Source organism: Plantibacter flavus, from assembly GCF_002024505.1.
Classification (GTDB): Bacteria; Actinomycetota; Actinomycetes; order Actinomycetales; family Microbacteriaceae; genus Plantibacter; species Plantibacter flavus_A.
On the sequence record NZ_CP019402.1, the window covers coordinates 2,025,680 to 2,039,742 of the forward strand.

Annotated in this window: 11 protein-coding genes; 3 read left to right on the forward strand and 8 right to left on the reverse strand. The window is 70.0% G+C overall.

All coding sequences use genetic code 11. The annotated features are described in order from the left end of the window. Positions 1 to 2: 2 nt before the first annotated feature. The 3 genes from BWO91_RS09510 to BWO91_RS09520 form a co-directional block, all read right to left on the reverse strand. Positions 3 to 1,064, reverse strand: coding sequence for an ABC transporter substrate-binding protein (locus BWO91_RS09510; RefSeq protein WP_079002429.1), 1,062 nt, complete (start codon positions 1,062 to 1,064; stop codon positions 3 to 5). 162 nt (positions 1,065 to 1,226) lie between these two features. Then, positions 1,227 to 2,069, reverse strand: a complete 843-nt coding sequence (locus tag BWO91_RS09515; protein ID WP_079002430.1) for a helix-turn-helix transcriptional regulator — start codon at positions 2,067 to 2,069, stop codon at positions 1,227 to 1,229. Next, entirely contained in the window at positions 2,066 to 2,446 is a 381-nt protein-coding gene (locus BWO91_RS09520; RefSeq protein WP_079002431.1) for a hypothetical protein, read from the reverse strand. Before BWO91_RS09520 ends, BWO91_RS09515 begins: the two co-directional genes overlap by 4 nt. A gap of 143 nt (positions 2,447 to 2,589) precedes the next feature. On the opposite strand from BWO91_RS09520, the gene BWO91_RS19645 reads away from it, so the two are divergent. After that, positions 2,590 to 3,474, forward strand: a complete 885-nt coding sequence (locus tag BWO91_RS19645; protein ID WP_153303583.1) for a DUF2510 domain-containing protein — start codon at positions 2,590 to 2,592, stop codon at positions 3,472 to 3,474. A 95-nt stretch (positions 3,475 to 3,569) separates the two neighbouring features. Continuing rightward, the gene (gene trxA, locus BWO91_RS09530; RefSeq protein WP_056006082.1) at positions 3,570 to 3,947 is read left to right on the forward strand and encodes a thioredoxin; all 378 of its coding nucleotides are present in this window, start codon (positions 3,570 to 3,572) and stop codon (positions 3,945 to 3,947) included. A 20-nt stretch (positions 3,948 to 3,967) separates the two neighbouring features. Here the strand turns inward: trxA and BWO91_RS09535 are convergent, their stop codons facing one another. The 5 genes from BWO91_RS09535 to BWO91_RS09555 are packed head-to-tail and all read right to left on the reverse strand — an operon-like array spanning position 3,968 to position 12,487. After that, the gene (locus BWO91_RS09535; protein WP_079002432.1) at positions 3,968 to 6,358 is read right to left on the reverse strand and encodes a glycosyl hydrolase family 95 catalytic domain-containing protein; all 2,391 of its coding nucleotides are present in this window, start codon (positions 6,356 to 6,358) and stop codon (positions 3,968 to 3,970) included. Next, positions 6,358 to 7,656, reverse strand: coding sequence for a glycoside hydrolase family 27 protein (locus tag BWO91_RS09540; RefSeq protein ID WP_240555770.1), 1,299 nt, complete (start codon positions 7,654 to 7,656; stop codon positions 6,358 to 6,360). Before BWO91_RS09540 ends, BWO91_RS09535 begins: the two co-directional genes overlap by 1 nt. Beyond that, entirely contained in the window at positions 7,653 to 9,188 is a 1,536-nt protein-coding gene (locus tag BWO91_RS09545) for an alpha-N-arabinofuranosidase (protein ID WP_079002433.1), read from the reverse strand. The genes BWO91_RS09540 and BWO91_RS09545 overlap by 4 nt, the downstream gene beginning before the upstream one ends. 37 nt (positions 9,189 to 9,225) lie before the next feature. After that, complete coding sequence (locus BWO91_RS09550) at positions 9,226 to 11,436, reverse strand: alpha-galactosidase (protein ID WP_079002434.1); 2,211 nt, start codon at positions 11,434 to 11,436, stop codon at positions 9,226 to 9,228. Positions 11,437 to 11,488: 52 nt separating this feature from the next. Next, a complete protein-coding gene (locus tag BWO91_RS09555; RefSeq protein WP_071260028.1) occupies positions 11,489 to 12,487 on the reverse strand; it encodes a LacI family DNA-binding transcriptional regulator in 999 nt (332 codons plus the stop codon). Between the two features lie 258 nt (positions 12,488 to 12,745). On the opposite strand from BWO91_RS09555, the gene BWO91_RS09560 reads away from it, so the two are divergent. Beyond that, complete coding sequence (locus BWO91_RS09560; RefSeq protein ID WP_167620462.1) at positions 12,746 to 14,005, forward strand: ABC transporter substrate-binding protein; 1,260 nt, start codon at positions 12,746 to 12,748, stop codon at positions 14,003 to 14,005. The last annotated feature ends 58 nt before the right edge of the window (positions 14,006 to 14,063 follow it).

A 14,063-nucleotide genomic window follows, 5' to 3' on the forward strand; every position in this document is an offset into this window, starting at 1 on the left:
CGTCACTTGCCGTCGATGGTCGGCTCGCCCTGCAGTGCCGCTGCGAGGTCGTCGACGTAGCCGGGCAGGACGTACTGCAGGGACAGGACGGTCGGCGCGCTGATCGCAGAGGCCTTGGCGGCGTCGGCGTAGATCACGTAGGACCCGGCGGCGATCGGCGACCAGCGCGACACCACGGCGTTCTCGACCGTGTACGTCCCTTCCTCGGCACTTCCGCCCCATGCGGCGAACAGGTCGGCGTCCACGTCGTAGAGCTGTTCGAGGCTGACGCCGGTGTACCAGTTGTCGCCCTCGGCGCTCGCGAGGAAGCCGTCCATCGCCGACGTCGAGGTGAAGCCGAGCGCTTCGGTGATGCGGACCCGCGGGTCGTACTCGAGGTAGACGCCGAGGTCCGTCCCGCCCTCGTTCAGGGTGAGGCCCCAGACGAAGCTCTTGTCGTCGAACTCGGGGTGTGCGTCGGCGAGGGAGGTGATGAGGTCCTCGGTCTCGCCGATGAGCTCCTCGGCCTTGGCCTCCTCCGACATCGCCTTCCCGACGGTGCGGGTCATGCCCTCCCAGGTGCCCGGGTTCCAGGGCCCCTCGATGTAGGGGACGGTCGGGGCGATCTCGGTGAGCCGCTCGTATTCGATGTCGGTGACACCGGAGTAGAGGCTGAGGATCAGGTCGGGCTTCAGGGACTTGATCGCCTCGTAGTTCGGGCCGTCGTCCGTGAAGGGGATGATCTCGGGCATCTCGCCGTACGCCTCGGAGACGTAGTCCTCGAACCAGGGCTGGTAGCCGCTCTCACCGGCACCCCAGACCTCTTCGATGCCGACGGGGTTGGTGCCGAGGGCGGCGACGATGTCGGGCGTCATCCACCCGAGGGCCACGATCCGTTCCGGCTTCTGCGGGATGACGGTCTCACCGTGGGCGTGTTCGATGACGACGCCGTCGGTCGATGCCGTCGTTGATCCGGTGTCGCCGGTGGCGGCCGAACATCCGGCGAGAGCGAGAGCGGTGGCGATGACGGCGGCGAGGAGGGTGGATCCTCGGCGGACGTTCGGGCGCGCGAAAGCGTGCGGCATGGGGCTCCTTTGAAGAGGGGGGAGTGGGATCACCGCTGGCGATCCAGAAGTTAGGTAAGCATGTCCTAACAGAACGATCGTAGGGTGCTTCACGGCGTGACAGTGTCGAGGAACCGACGAGTTCTGTCGCCGATCCGACAGGACGATGCGTGCCCGGGTGGATCAGCGCCAGTAGAGCTGGTGGGCGGGGTCCGCCTGCACCCGTTCCACGTACTCCCGCGGGGTCATACCGAACCGGGCTCGGAAGCTCGCGGAGAAGGCGCTCGAGGACGCGTACCCGCACCGGTGTGCTGCCGCCCCGATCGGCATGCCGTCGATGATCAGCCGCGCCGCGAGCGTCATCCGGACGCCCGTTCGCCACCGGGCGAAGCTCATCCCGGTGTCATGCTGGAAGATCCGCAGCACGGTGCGCTCGTGGAGGCCGTGCACGTCGAACAGCTCGCGCGCGCCCCGGAGGTCACCCGGGTCGGCGAGGATCGCACGGACGAGCGGACGGACACGATCGTCGGACGGCATCGGGATCTCGCCCCAGCCGTCCGCCGTCTCCGGCGCGGACTGCTGCAGCATCTCGATGAGGACCGCCTGCGCACGGACCCGGAGGTCGGTCGGCATGTCGTTGATGCCGAGGTGCAGCAACATCTCCTGCACCGCTCGCGGGACCAGGACCTGGGTGACGGTCTCGACGGGCGCGATCAGCGAGGTGGCGGGGAGGTAGGTGTAGCACCCGGTGGAGTCGCGCTCGTGGTGCGCGGTGTGCGGCGTGTGTGCTGGGATCCAGACGCCTTGACCCGGTGCGAGGCGCCACATCGCGTTCGGGAGGTGCACCCACACGGTGCCGCGGTAGCACCAGGCGAGCATGGCGTCCGGATGACGGTGCGGTGGCGAGAGCGGTCGACTCCCGGTGTCCTCGTCGGTGACGACGCCGGTGCCCATCAGATACGGTTCGGCGACGGACGACGGATGCTCCGGGCTCGCGTCCCAGTCGACCTGGCTGTACGGGCTCAACGAGCGCTCGTGCCCGCGTCGTCGATCAGCGGGAGGCCGTCGTCGTCGAAGCGGAAGCCCTTCGCCGCCAGCCGGCGTTCCGCCTCGTGGTGGACGACGCCACGCTTGCGCGGATCGGCTTCGAGGAGGCGGATCAGAAGCTCGTCCGTGGCGTTCGGGTGCAGCGCGATCTCGATGCGCGCACCCCAGAAGCGGTCCTCGAGGAAGAGCTCCAACGCCGCTGGGTCGGCTGCCGGGTTGTGGGCCGCAGCGGCGCGGATCGCCTGATTGGGGTCGTTCGCGAGGACGGAGAACTCCTCGAACGTGCTCGCCGATCGCGCGAGCTCGTAGCGACGTTCCTCGTCGGCGATCTGCTCCGGCGTCTTGCGTTTGGCCACGGTGGTCCCTTCATCACGTCGCCGTCAACCTACCTGGCTCGCACGATGTTCGACAACGGTGGCTTGCCGCGATGACTCGCAGACGGGACACTGGGGTCGCCGCATGGACGTCATGAGCGTGATCTTCGGGGGAAGGAGCAGCGATGACCGCTGCACCGGGATGGTACGAGGCGGGGACGCCGGGCAAGTTGCGCTGGTGGGATGGAACGCAGTGGACTGCGCAGGAGGCCGACGCCGCGCCACCGGTGAAGCAGGAGGTGCCGGTCACACGGCTGGCACCGACTCCCGTGGCGTCGCCGTCGCAGCCGCCGTCCGGACCGCAGCCGGGCTGGTATCCGACGGGGCCGGATCAGCTCCGATGGTGGGACGGCTCGCACTGGACGGGGCTCAGGGTCAAGAACGGGAAGCCCGGGACCGATTGGGCGACCACCGAGCAACCGAGCTTGGCCTGGGTGTTCGGCTCGGTCTTCCTCGTGCTCGCGATCGCGCAGTTCAGCCTCGGCGCACTGTCCAGCCACCTGTCGGTCAACGGATTCCCGATGCTCCTCCTGACGCTGCTCTGGTTCGGTATCGCCGCCCAGACGACGGCGGTGCGGCGGATCCCGCAGCCGGTCGCCGCCCCGGTGGTCATCGACGTGGTCCGTCCATTGCCGGGTGAGCAGGACGGTCCCGGTGCCGGTTGGTACTCCGTGTCGCCGCGGGCGACGAGGTGGTGGACCGGCTCACGCTGGGCCCAGTACGTCGGAACCCAGTACGGCATCCGGCCGACGTTCCATGGAGCGCGCGCGTTCCGCATCTATCTCGTCATGTCCTGGGCCGTCCTCGGGATCGGTGTGCTCGCCTTGGCCGTCGGCGTGGTCATCCTCGTCAACAGCAGCGGCGACGGCTACGGCTTCCTCGGAGGGATCATCGGCGGCATCGTCGTCGGTGGCGGCGTCCTGTTCGCGGTCCTCGGCGGGGTGCTCCTGATCATGTCGCGGATGCAGCGCCGGCTCCTCCTTCTCCCGGATCTGCCGCCCGGGCGCTGACCGCGGCACGGCACAAGGGGAGGACGACCGGTCGTCCGCCGGTAGGCTCGTCAGTCGGATGCGACGCGTCCGACCACCGATCCGAAGGGCACACGATGACCACGCAGGAACTGACCATCTCGAACTTCGAGGACACCGTGTCGGCCGAAGGCATCGTCCTCGTCGACTTCTGGGCCGAGTGGTGCGGCCCGTGCAAGGCTTTCGGCCCCGTCTTCGAGCAGTCGAGCGAGCAGCACCAGGACGTCGTGTTCACCAAGGTCGACACTGAGGCGAACCAGGAGCTCGCGAGCGGGATGCAGATCACGTCGATCCCCACGCTCATGGCGTTCCGCGACGGCGTGCTCGTCTTCTCGCAGGCCGGTGCCCTCCCCGCGCCGGCACTCGAGGACCTCATCTCCCAGGTGCGCGGTCTCGACATGTCCGAAGTGCACGCCGCCATCGCAGCGGCGAAGGCGGAGGCACAGGCCGAGTAGCCGACGTCCGGAGGAGGCGGTCAGTCTTCCGGATCGCCGGGTGGACGCGCGAACTCGAGCCGGTGGACACCGGGCTCGTCGAGCCTGATCCGCCGCCGCCCGGCCGGCGCGCCGTCCTCCAGCCGGGTCGGCAGTACGCCGCCAGGGCCCGTGATGGTGATCATCGAGCCGTCGTCCGGCAGCTCGACCAGCACGCCGCCGGCCTTGAGAAGCAGCGTCGCCGCGACGGGGAGATGACGGCTCCACTCGACATCCGCGACGTGTCCACCACGGACCCGGAACCCTCGGAACCGTCCCGCCGACCACTCGGCCGGGAGGGTCGGCAGCAGCGACAGGACACCGCCGTGCCCCTGGACGAGCAGCTCGACGACACCGGCCGTCCCACCCAGGTTGCCGTCGATCTGGAACACGTCGTCGAGGTCGCCCATCGGGTGCAGGTCGAGCAGCGAGGCCGATGACAGCGGACTGAGCAGCGTGTCGAGCGCCTCGGACGCGAGCCCTGGATCACGGAGTCGTGCGGCCAGGCAGAGGACCCACGCCATGCTCCACCCGGTTCCGCCACCGCCGTTCGCGAGTCTCCGTCGCAGTGCGCGTCGGGCTGCCTCGAAGTGCTCGGGCGTGGCCGATTCGGTGATCCGGGTCCCCGGGTACAGGCCGTACAGGTGGGAGAGGTGTCGGTGGCCTTGCTCGGTCGGCTCCCGCTCCTCGGCCCACTCCAGGAGTGTTCCGTCGCGGCCGACCTGCGGCAGTCGGAGGGCGGCCACGGTGTCGCGTGCTCGAGCCAGGAGCCCGACCTCCGCGATGCCGTCGCCGACCCGCTCCGCGAGGGCGAGGTACTCGCGGAGGCACTCGTGCGCCAGCTCCTGGTCCATCGTCACGCCGGCCGTCACCGCCGCCGTGTGATCCGCGTCGACCACGAACCGGTTCTCCGGTGAGGTCGACGGACTCACGACCGTCGATCCGGCGGCATCCGTGACGACCATTCCCAGGACGAACGAGACCACCGGCTCGACGGTCTGCAGGACGGCGACACGAGCGGCGTGATCAGCGCCACCGTCGTCCAGACAGCGGTGGAGGTGCGCGACGAGCCAGGGGAGCGCGCTCGGCCAGTTCGCCCAGTGCGCATCGAGCGGCACGGCGTCCGTGTGCCTCCAGAGGTCGCTGTTGTGGTGGGCTGCCGCCCCGTCGAGGCCGTAGGACTCGCCGGCGGTGCGCCGCCCGGCATCCACCAGTTCGCCGATGAACCGGGTGAGTGGCTCGACCAGGTCACCCAGGCCGGTGCTCTCCGCCGGCCAGTAGTTCATCTGGAGGTTGATGTTGGTGGTGAAGTTCGCGCTCCAGGGTGGCCTGACCTGGTCGTTCCAGACCCCCTGGAGGTTCGCCGGCTCACTCCCCGGTCGGGAGCTGCCGATGAGGAGCGCCCGTCCGAGGTCGAAGTAGCGCTCCGCGAGGTCGGCCGACGCGGACGCCGATGCCGAGAGCTCAAGGTCGACGCGGTCGAAGAGCGACCGATGGTCGGCGACGTGCCGATGGAGCAACGCTTCGCCGGATCGCTGCAACGCACGCGAGACCGTCCCCTGGGTGTGCTCCAGCAGCGTCGACGGGTCGCCCGACGGCCGTTCTCGCCACCCGCGGTACCCGGAACGTGCACCGGCGACGAGGCGGAACCCGCCCGGGATCGGTTGCACCGCGATCGTCAGCGCCCAGGCCATGCCGGCATCGACGAGACCGTCGGCGTCCGGGACGTCGGTCGGGTACCGGATGGCCTCGTCATCGTCATCGCCGAGATACGACGGTCGCACGCTCGCCGGCGCACGGCCGGCCACCGACCACAACCGGATGTCGCCGTCCATGCGCTCCTCCGTCGTCGACGGGTGCGGCGTCGCGAACCCGACCCTCGGTTCACGGACACCGTCACCCCGCAGCTCGACGACCAGCACGTCGTCCACCGCCGACACGAACGCGCGGAGCGTGACCTCCGCGCCGCCGCTCGTGGACGTCGTCTCGACGACACCGCGCGCGAGATCGGCGGTCCGTGTCGCGCGCGAACCGCCGTCGGGCGGCGCGTACTCGATCGTGAGGCGGCCGAGCGGCTGGAAGGACTCGGTGAACGTGCTCCCGCGCAGTGCGGCCGCACGGGCATCGGCCGCGATGGGATCGCCGTCGGCGATCGCCCGGCGAACGGACGCTAACGTGCCGGGACGCGGGCGGAATGCCAGCCCACCGCCCGGGCGTCGCGGACCTCCCGACCACAACGTGTCCAGGGAGAGGTCGATGCCCTCCCGTCCGGGCACGCCGTCGAGCGCCGCGCCCAACGTCCCGTTCCCGATGAGGAACCGATCGACGAACCGGGTGGCCGGTCCGTCGAGTTCGATTCGATGACGCTCGACGCGCTGCTGTCGGTGATCCATCAGTGGTCGAGTCGGAGCAGCACGGCACCGTGCGCGGGCAGGGACGTGTCGACGGCGCCGTCGACGACGGGCAAGGGCCGACCACTCCACAGCTCGGTGACGGACGATCGATCGGCGCAACCGAGATCGGCCAGGTGCACCCGCAGCCTGGTGTCCGCATCGCCGAGCCAGAACGCCGCGCGCCACCGGGTCTCGCCGAGCTCCGCCGCCCAGACGACGAGGTCGCCGTCGCGGATGATCTCCCGGCTCCCGTCGCTGCCGAGCAGGGCGAGCACGTCCGGGTTGGTGAGCAGCGCGAGCGTGTGCGCCGGGGTGTCCGGGAGGTGGCCGCCGAAGAAGAGCGGCGACCGGCCGATGCACCAGAGGGTCATGAGCGTCCGTTGTTCGTCCAGGGTGAGGCGACTCAACCGGTCCGAACCGACGTGGGCCCGGATACCGATCCGCCCGAGCGGGAGCATGTCGGCATCGGCCCACGCCCCCGGACGCTGGAGGGGCGCCCAGCGGGCCAGGCGCTGGAACTGTTCGAGCACCGCCGACCAGTCGTCCCAGAGGTCGTCGGAGATCCGCCACAGCTGCGCCGTCGATCGAAGGGTGTCGAGGTGCTCGGTCGAGAGTCGCTTCCCCGGGGACAGGCTGAGCACCATCGGTCGACCGGTCGCGTCGATCGCCCGCGAGATGGCCTCGATCTCGGCGGTCTGGATCGGAGGATAGAGCACGTCGTCGAGCTTGATGAGGTCGACACCCCAGTCCGCGAGCTGTGCCACGACCGAGTCGTAGTAGGCCTGGGCGCCCGGGGTCGTCATGTCGACGCCGACGTTGTCGGGGTTCCACGGGCAGACGTTGGACGGATCGGCGATCTCCCCGCAGCGGGCGGTCGAACCGAGGATCGGGAGGTCGAGGTCGACGGCCAGACGCGGCACGCCACGCATGAGGTGCACCCCGAAGCGGAGCCCGAGCGCGTGCACGCGGTCGGCGAGCGCGCGGAAGCCGCCCGACGCCGCAGACGGGAACCGGTTCGGCGCGGGTTGCGGTCGGCCCCAAGCGTCGAGCGTCGGCTGGGAGACGCGCTCGTAGTCGCCGACGCCGGGCGCCGGTTCGTACCACTGGATGTCGACGACCACCGTGTCCCAGCCGACGGGCAGCAGGTGCTCGGCAAGGAACGCGGCGTTGGCGAGCACCTCGGCCTCCGTGACGGACCCTCCGAAGCAGTCCCAACTGTTCCAGCCCATCGGCGGGCGGTCCGCCCGCGCCCGACGTGCTGCACGCACCTCGGTGACTGCGATCTCCACCTCGCTCATGGCGCGACGACCTGAGCCGTGATGGTTGCGAACGAGTGCGGTGGGAGCGTGACGCGAAGACCCGTCGGTGTGACGTCGAGACCCGTGAGCGGTCGCGGTGACACGGCGTCGGTCTCACCGGGACGGTTGTGGGCGTCGGGCCGCGCAGCGGTGAGCAGCCGGCCGTGCGGCTCGACCACGGACCCGCCACGGACGTCGACCTCGATGACGAGTGGAGCATCGAGGTCGACGTTCGTCAACGAGCATTGGAGGACGCCGTCCTTGACGCTCGCCGAGGCGGAGACGGTCGGGATGCCACCCGCGTGTGCGGCGTCGGCGTCGCGGACCGGCCCGACCACGTGCGTCGGGAGGGACGTGGCGTCCTGGTGCGGGCTGTTCATCTCGAAGACGTGGAAGGTGGGCGTCCGGACCATCTCGCCGCCGTCGGGATCGGTCAGGAGCATCGCCTGCAGGACGTTGACCGTCTGCGCGATGTTGGCCATGCGCAGCCGGCCCGCGAATCGGTGGAACACGTCGAAGTGCCAGGCGGCGACCATGGCGTCGCGGATGGTGTTCTGCTGGAACAGATGCCCGGGGTGCGTGCCCGGCTCGACGTCCCACCAGGTGCCCCACTCGTCGAGCACCATGCCGAACCGTTCCTCCGGGTCGTACACGTCCATGACGGCGGCGTGCGACGACAGCAGCTGCTCGACGCCCTGTGCTGCGGTGATCGTGCTCCAGTACTCCGCGGCGTCGAACCCGGTCGCGCTGCCCTTCGCCTTCCAGCTGCCGCCGATCGTGTAGTAATGCACCGAGACGGCTTCCCAGGGGGTCGCCGAGAACGGGTGGGTGGCCACGTCGGCGACGACCTCCATCAGCGTCTTGGTCCAGGCCACGTCGAACCCGTCGGCGCCGGCGGCGACCCGGTAGAGCGGGACCTTCCCGCCGCTCTCGCAGAAGGTACCGAATCGGCGTGCCAGGTCCGCGTACGCGCCGGCCCGCAGGTTGCCACCGCACCCCCAGGGCTCGTTTCCCAGCCCCCAGAACGGGACGTCCCAGGGCTCCTCCCGGCCGTTCGCGCGACGCAACTCGGCCATCGGGGTCTCCCCGGCACCGGTCAGGTACTCGATCCAGTCGGCCATCTCCTGCACCGTGCCTGAACCGAGGTTGCCCGAGACGTAGGCGTCGGCACCGAGGAGCTCGCACAGCTCCATGAACTCGTGGGTGCCGAACGCGTTGGTCTCGCTCGTCCCGCCCCATTGCGTGTTGACGAGCTTCGGGCGGTCCTCGCGAGGTCCGATGCCGCTCGTCCAGTGGTAGCGGTCCGCGAAGCAGCCGCCCGGCCAGCGGAGGTTCGGGATGCGCAGTTCGCGGAGCGCCTCCACGACGTCGAGCCGGATGCCGCCGATGTTCGGCACGGGCGAGTCCTCGCCGACCCAGAAGCCGTCGTAGATGCCGCGTCCGAGGTGTTCCGCGAAGTGGCCGTAGACGTGTCGGCTGATCGTGGGTCCTGGCCGGTCGAGGTCGACGGTGACGGTCGCAGTGGAGTCCATGGGTGATGTGGTCCTGTTCTGTGCAGCGGGTCGTGGGTCAGACGGCGGTCACGAGGATCGTGATCGCGCGGTCGGGCTGGAAGGTGGGGAGGTCGAGGCCGATCACGGCCAGCTGGCCACCGCTCAGCACGGGCGCGGCCGCGAGCGTGGCCGGGTCGGCGTCGAGTGGCGGCGCATCCCGGAGCCACTGGGGGATCACCCAGCGGGGGCCGAGGGAGTCGTCCTGCGCGACGGCGAGGCGGTAGTGACCGTCCGGGCGGAGTCCGGGCAGGCGGACCCGCCGACGGGTGTCGGCCGACCGCGGGGGAGTCACGAGCGTGTACAGCGCGGTGGTGCCGTCCTCCGCGACGACCCCGCGCAGGGTCGGAGCGTCGTCGTCCCACTCACCGTCGCCGACGACGCGGCCGGTGGCGATGAGTCCGCGATGACGCGTGAACACGGTGATCCATCTGGCGAGGGTCGTCCGATCCGCATCGTCGAGCTCGCGCAGGTCCCACTCCACACCGAAGTGCCCGAGCAGGGCGACCGCGCACCGGGTGTGGAGCGTGTGCGTGCGTCCGGTCGTGGCCGATCTGGCCGAGGCCACGTGCGATCCCAGCATCTCGGGCGGGACGAGGAGTCCCGTCCACCGGAGCATCCGGGCCCGCTCGATCGGGTCGTGGTTGTCGGAGGTGTGGACGCGATCGGACCGCTCGAGGACACCGAGGTCGACGCGGCCTCCGCCCGACGCGCAGCTCTCGATCTCGAGGTGCGGGTGCCGCGATCGGAGCTCGTCGAGCAGCCGGTAGAGGGCTTCGGTCTGGTCGTGCACGGCTGCCCGCCCGGTCGACGGATGCCCGGCATCGACGAGGTCGCGGTTGTGGTCCCATTTCAGGTACGCGATCCCGAGCTCGCCGACCAGTGTGTCGATGGCCTGCAGGATGTGGTCGAAGGCCGCCGGATTGCCGAGATCGAGCACCTGTTGGTGCCGGACGGGCGACGGGAGCTCGTCCCTCGCCCGCAGGATCCAGTCCGGGTGCTCGCGTGCGAGGTCGGAGTCCTCGTTGATCATCTCGGGTTCGAACCACAGCCCGAACTCCATGCCGAGCGATCGCACCCGGTCGGCGAGCGGCGCGAGACCGTCCGGCCAACGCTCGGGGTCCGGTGTCCAGTCACCGAGGCCGCGGGTGTCGTCGTGACGTCCGCGGAACCATCCGTCGTCGAGCACGTAGCGCTCGACGCCGATGGCCGCGGCCCGGGTCGCCAAATCGGTGAGGACCTCCAGGTCGTGATCGAACAGCACCGCCTCCCAGACGTTCAGGGTGACGGGGCGCGGACGCCGAGCCGCCCGCGAGGTCGAACGCAGCCAGCGGTGGTACCGCGACGAGGCGGCATCGAGGCCGACGCCGTGGGCCCCGTACACCCATGGAGTCCGATGGTCCTCGCCCGGGCCGAGTCGGACCTCGCCCGGCAGGAGCAGCTCGCCGCCACGGAACGCGAGGTGTCCGTCGGTGCGTTCGACGCCGATCGTGTGGTTGCCGCTCCAACCGACGTGGCACAGCCAGACGTCACCGGTCCGGCTGTCGAACCCCGGTGTTCCGATCGCGGTGACCCCGGTGGCGTCGAGACCGGGGCGACCGTGCCGCGACTCGCGGAGGTGCGTCCCGGTCGTGACCGGAAGCCGCTGCGGCAGCTTCTCGTTGCCCCACCGACCGGCGAAGTCGAGGATCTCCCGAGCCGACGTCGGGATCGGGAGGGCCGGCACGACACCCTCGATCTCCAGGAGGTCGTCGCCCCGGTTCGTGACCGTCACGCGCGTGCGCAGCAGGCCACTCTGTGTCAGTTCGATCGCCACGAGGAGAGCGATGCCCGTCTGGTCGTCGACCGCGGTCACCTCGACCAGCGCGGCGCCGCACTGCCGCACCTCTCCGGCCGGGAGGGCCGCTCTGTCGACCTCGACCGAGGCCACATCGAAGCGCGACGACCAGGCCGTCCCGGCGCGATGCGCCCGGAGCCCCGGGAGACCCGACCAGCCCGACACGTGCTCGGGCAACAGGCTCGGCTCGTACGGCGCGTCCGATCCGTCGACGAGGTCCCCGCGCACGGCGGCTGTGGCCGCGGCAAGCCACTCGAGGTCGTCGGCATCGACGGCGGCACCCCAGTGCGCGATCGTCGGGAGGCGGGTCCCGTGCTGGACGAGGACGACGGAGACGCCGTCGCACTGCAGATGGACGACGCGGTGTTCGAGCGTCGCTGAGCGGTCGGACATGGTTCCTCCGAAGCGGTCGGTGAGGCGGGTGTGACGGCCGGTGGGCCGAAGGTCAGGCTGAGTCTCGGACGACGAGCGTGGTGTCGAGCCAGCGCGGAGCGGTCGTCCGGCCGGCGATGAGCTCCATGACGAGTTCCGCGGCGACCCTGCCCATCTGCTCCAACGGCTGACGGACCGAGGTCAGCGGTGGCTCCGCGGTTGCCGCGACGACCGTGTCATCGAACCCGACGAGCGCGATGTCGTCCGGGACCGTGCGGCCACTGGCCTCGAGGACGCGCATCGCTCCGACCGCCATGAGGTCCGAGCCCGCGAAGACGGCGTCGAGGTCCGGGTACCGGGAGAGCAACCGAGCCATGGCCGACGACCCGCTCGGCATGGTGAAGTCGCCTCGGGCGACCGCACGGGTGTCGAGGCCGCGTTCGGTGAGGACGTCTCGCCAGCCTCGGACACGGTCACTGGACGCGGCCATGTCGGCGGGGCCCGAGATGACGCCGATCCGCGTTCGGCCGAGCGCGATCAGGTGTTCCGCGGCGAGCCGACCGCCGGCGTAGTTGTCGGAGTCGACGAAGGTGACGTCCTCCGTGTGCTCACCCATCGGGCGGCCGACGAAGACGATGGGGAGGTCCACCGAGGCGAGCGCCTGGGTGATGGTGCTGATCTCGTGCTGCAGGATCACCACCGCCCCGTCCACGTAGTGCGCCGCCAGGTAGGCGACGAGCGCGTCGAGTTGGCGCGGGTCGGCGAGGAAGAGCGCGGGCTGCTGGGCTGCCGACAGGAGCGCGGCGGTGGCGCCCTTGAGCGGTGCCGCGACGAACGATCCGGAGAAGGGTTCGAGCTCACCCGCCGCGAGGACGATCGCGACGGCGCCCGTCCTGCCCCCGGCGAGCGACCGGGCTGCGACATTCGTGCGGTAGGCCAGTTTCGCGGCCGCTTCGCGCACCGCGACGACCATCGAGGCGTCGACCGTCGAAGCACCGGCGAGGACCCGCGACGCGGTCGCTCGGGAGACGCCGGCCTCTCGGGCGACGTCGACCAGGGTCGGTTTGCGCATCCTCGCTCCTTTGCGATCGTCCACCTGCCGGTGGTCTGGCAACGAGCATCGCAGAATCCGAGAGAGCGTTCTCCCAGTTGCGCAATATTGCCCTGGTGCCGCGGAACCCCGCTGCCTATGGTGATCACCACGCCCGAACGGTCCGGATGCTCCCCGATCCAGTCGACATCGGCGCGAGCCGGAGAGCGATCTCCGGCCGGTGACCGCAACGTAGCGCGACACCGCGGAACACGATCCCGCATAGGAGGGGGATTTCCAGTGAGATTCCGTCTTGCAGCAGCAGCAACCGTCACCGTCATGGTCGGCGCCCTGGTCACCGGTTGTTCCGGGTCCGGCGGCGGCGATGACAAGACCTTCCAGTTCTGGTCCTTCACGGGCATCGACCAGAAGGCCGATGTCGAGAAGTACAAGGAAGCGCACCCCGACATCACCGTCAAGCTCACCGAGGTCGGAAGCACGCAGGAGACCGCGCAGGCGCTCACCGCGGCGTTGGCCGGCGGTAAGGTCCCCGACCTGGTGCTCATCCAGGGGGACGACATGCCCAACTTCGTCGCGAACCCCGACAACTTCGTCGACCTGAGCACGATGGGCGCCGACGACATCTCCGGGGACTACCTGCCGTGGGTCTGGGACCAGGCCGTGGCTCAGAACGACGCCGTCATCGGGGTACCGACCGACGTGGGCGGGATGTCGATGGCGTACCGTGCCGACCTCTTCGAGGCCGCTGGCCTGCCGTCGGAACCGGACGCGGTCGCGGCGCTCTGGCCCACCTGGGACGACTTCATCTCCGTCGGCCAGCAGTACGTCGCCGCCACCGGGAAGCCGTTCCTGGACAACGCCGGCACCTCGGTCTTCTTCCAGACCGTGAACCAGGTCGACGAGAAGTACTACACGCCGGAGGGTGAGCTCGTGTACGACACGAATCCGCAGGTGAAGGAGGCGTTCGACATCTCGATCAAGGCGATCGAGGCCGGCATCACCGCGAACGTCCCCGCCTTCTCCACCGGCTGGAGCACGGGCAAGACCAACGGCGCCTTCGCCGCGATGGCGGCTCCCTCCTGGATGCTGAAGAGCATCAAGACGGACGCGCCCGACACCTCGGGCCAGTGGCGCGTGACGACGGTGCCCAAGGTCGCCGGCAACTGGGGCGGCAGCTACCTCGCCATCCCGAAGCGCGCGTCGAACCCCAAAGCGGCGTGGGCCTACATCAAGGAGATGCAGTCACCCGAGTCGCAGCTGAAGAACTTCACCGACACCGGAGCCCTGCCCAGCACGGTCTCCGCCTACGAATCCACGGCGATCGCCGACTACACCGACCCGTTCTTCGGCGACTCGAAGATCGGTGCCGTGCTCGGCAAGTCCTTGCAGGAGTTCAAGCCGTTCTTCAACGGTCCGGAGACGGCGACGATCGGTTCGGCGATGATCAACACCGTGACGGACGTCGAAGCCGGCAACACCCCACCGGACAAGGCCTGGGACGTCGCGATGAAGGCCGTGAAGGACGCCCTCGGCGGCTGACCCGACGGCCCCGTCCATTCGTCCGCTCCGACCCGGGGCGTTCCGGCCGAGCAACACG

Bases quoted from the DNA above. Each gene is read 5' to 3' on its own strand.
- BWO91_RS09510 (WP_079002429.1), bottom strand. From the start codon at position 1,064: ATGCCGCACGCTTTCGCGCGCCCGAACGTCCGCCGAGGATCCACCCTC.
- BWO91_RS19645 (WP_153303583.1), top strand. From the start codon at position 2,590: ATGACCGCTGCACCGGGATGGTACGAGGCGGGGACGCCGGGCAAGTTG.
- trxA (WP_056006082.1), top strand. From the start codon at position 3,570: ATGACCACGCAGGAACTGACCATCTCGAACTTCGAGGACACCGTGTCG.
- BWO91_RS09535 (WP_079002432.1), bottom strand. From the start codon at position 6,358: ATGGATCACCGACAGCAGCGCGTCGAGCGTCATCGAATCGAACTCGAC.
- BWO91_RS09540 (WP_240555770.1), bottom strand. From the start codon at position 7,656: ATGAGCGAGGTGGAGATCGCAGTCACCGAGGTGCGTGCAGCACGTCGG.
- BWO91_RS09545 (WP_079002433.1), bottom strand. From the start codon at position 9,188: ATGGACTCCACTGCGACCGTCACCGTCGACCTCGACCGGCCAGGACCC.
- BWO91_RS09550 (WP_079002434.1), bottom strand. From the start codon at position 11,436: ATGTCCGACCGCTCAGCGACGCTCGAACACCGCGTCGTCCATCTGCAG.
- BWO91_RS09555 (WP_071260028.1), bottom strand. From the start codon at position 12,487: ATGCGCAAACCGACCCTGGTCGACGTCGCCCGAGAGGCCGGCGTCTCC.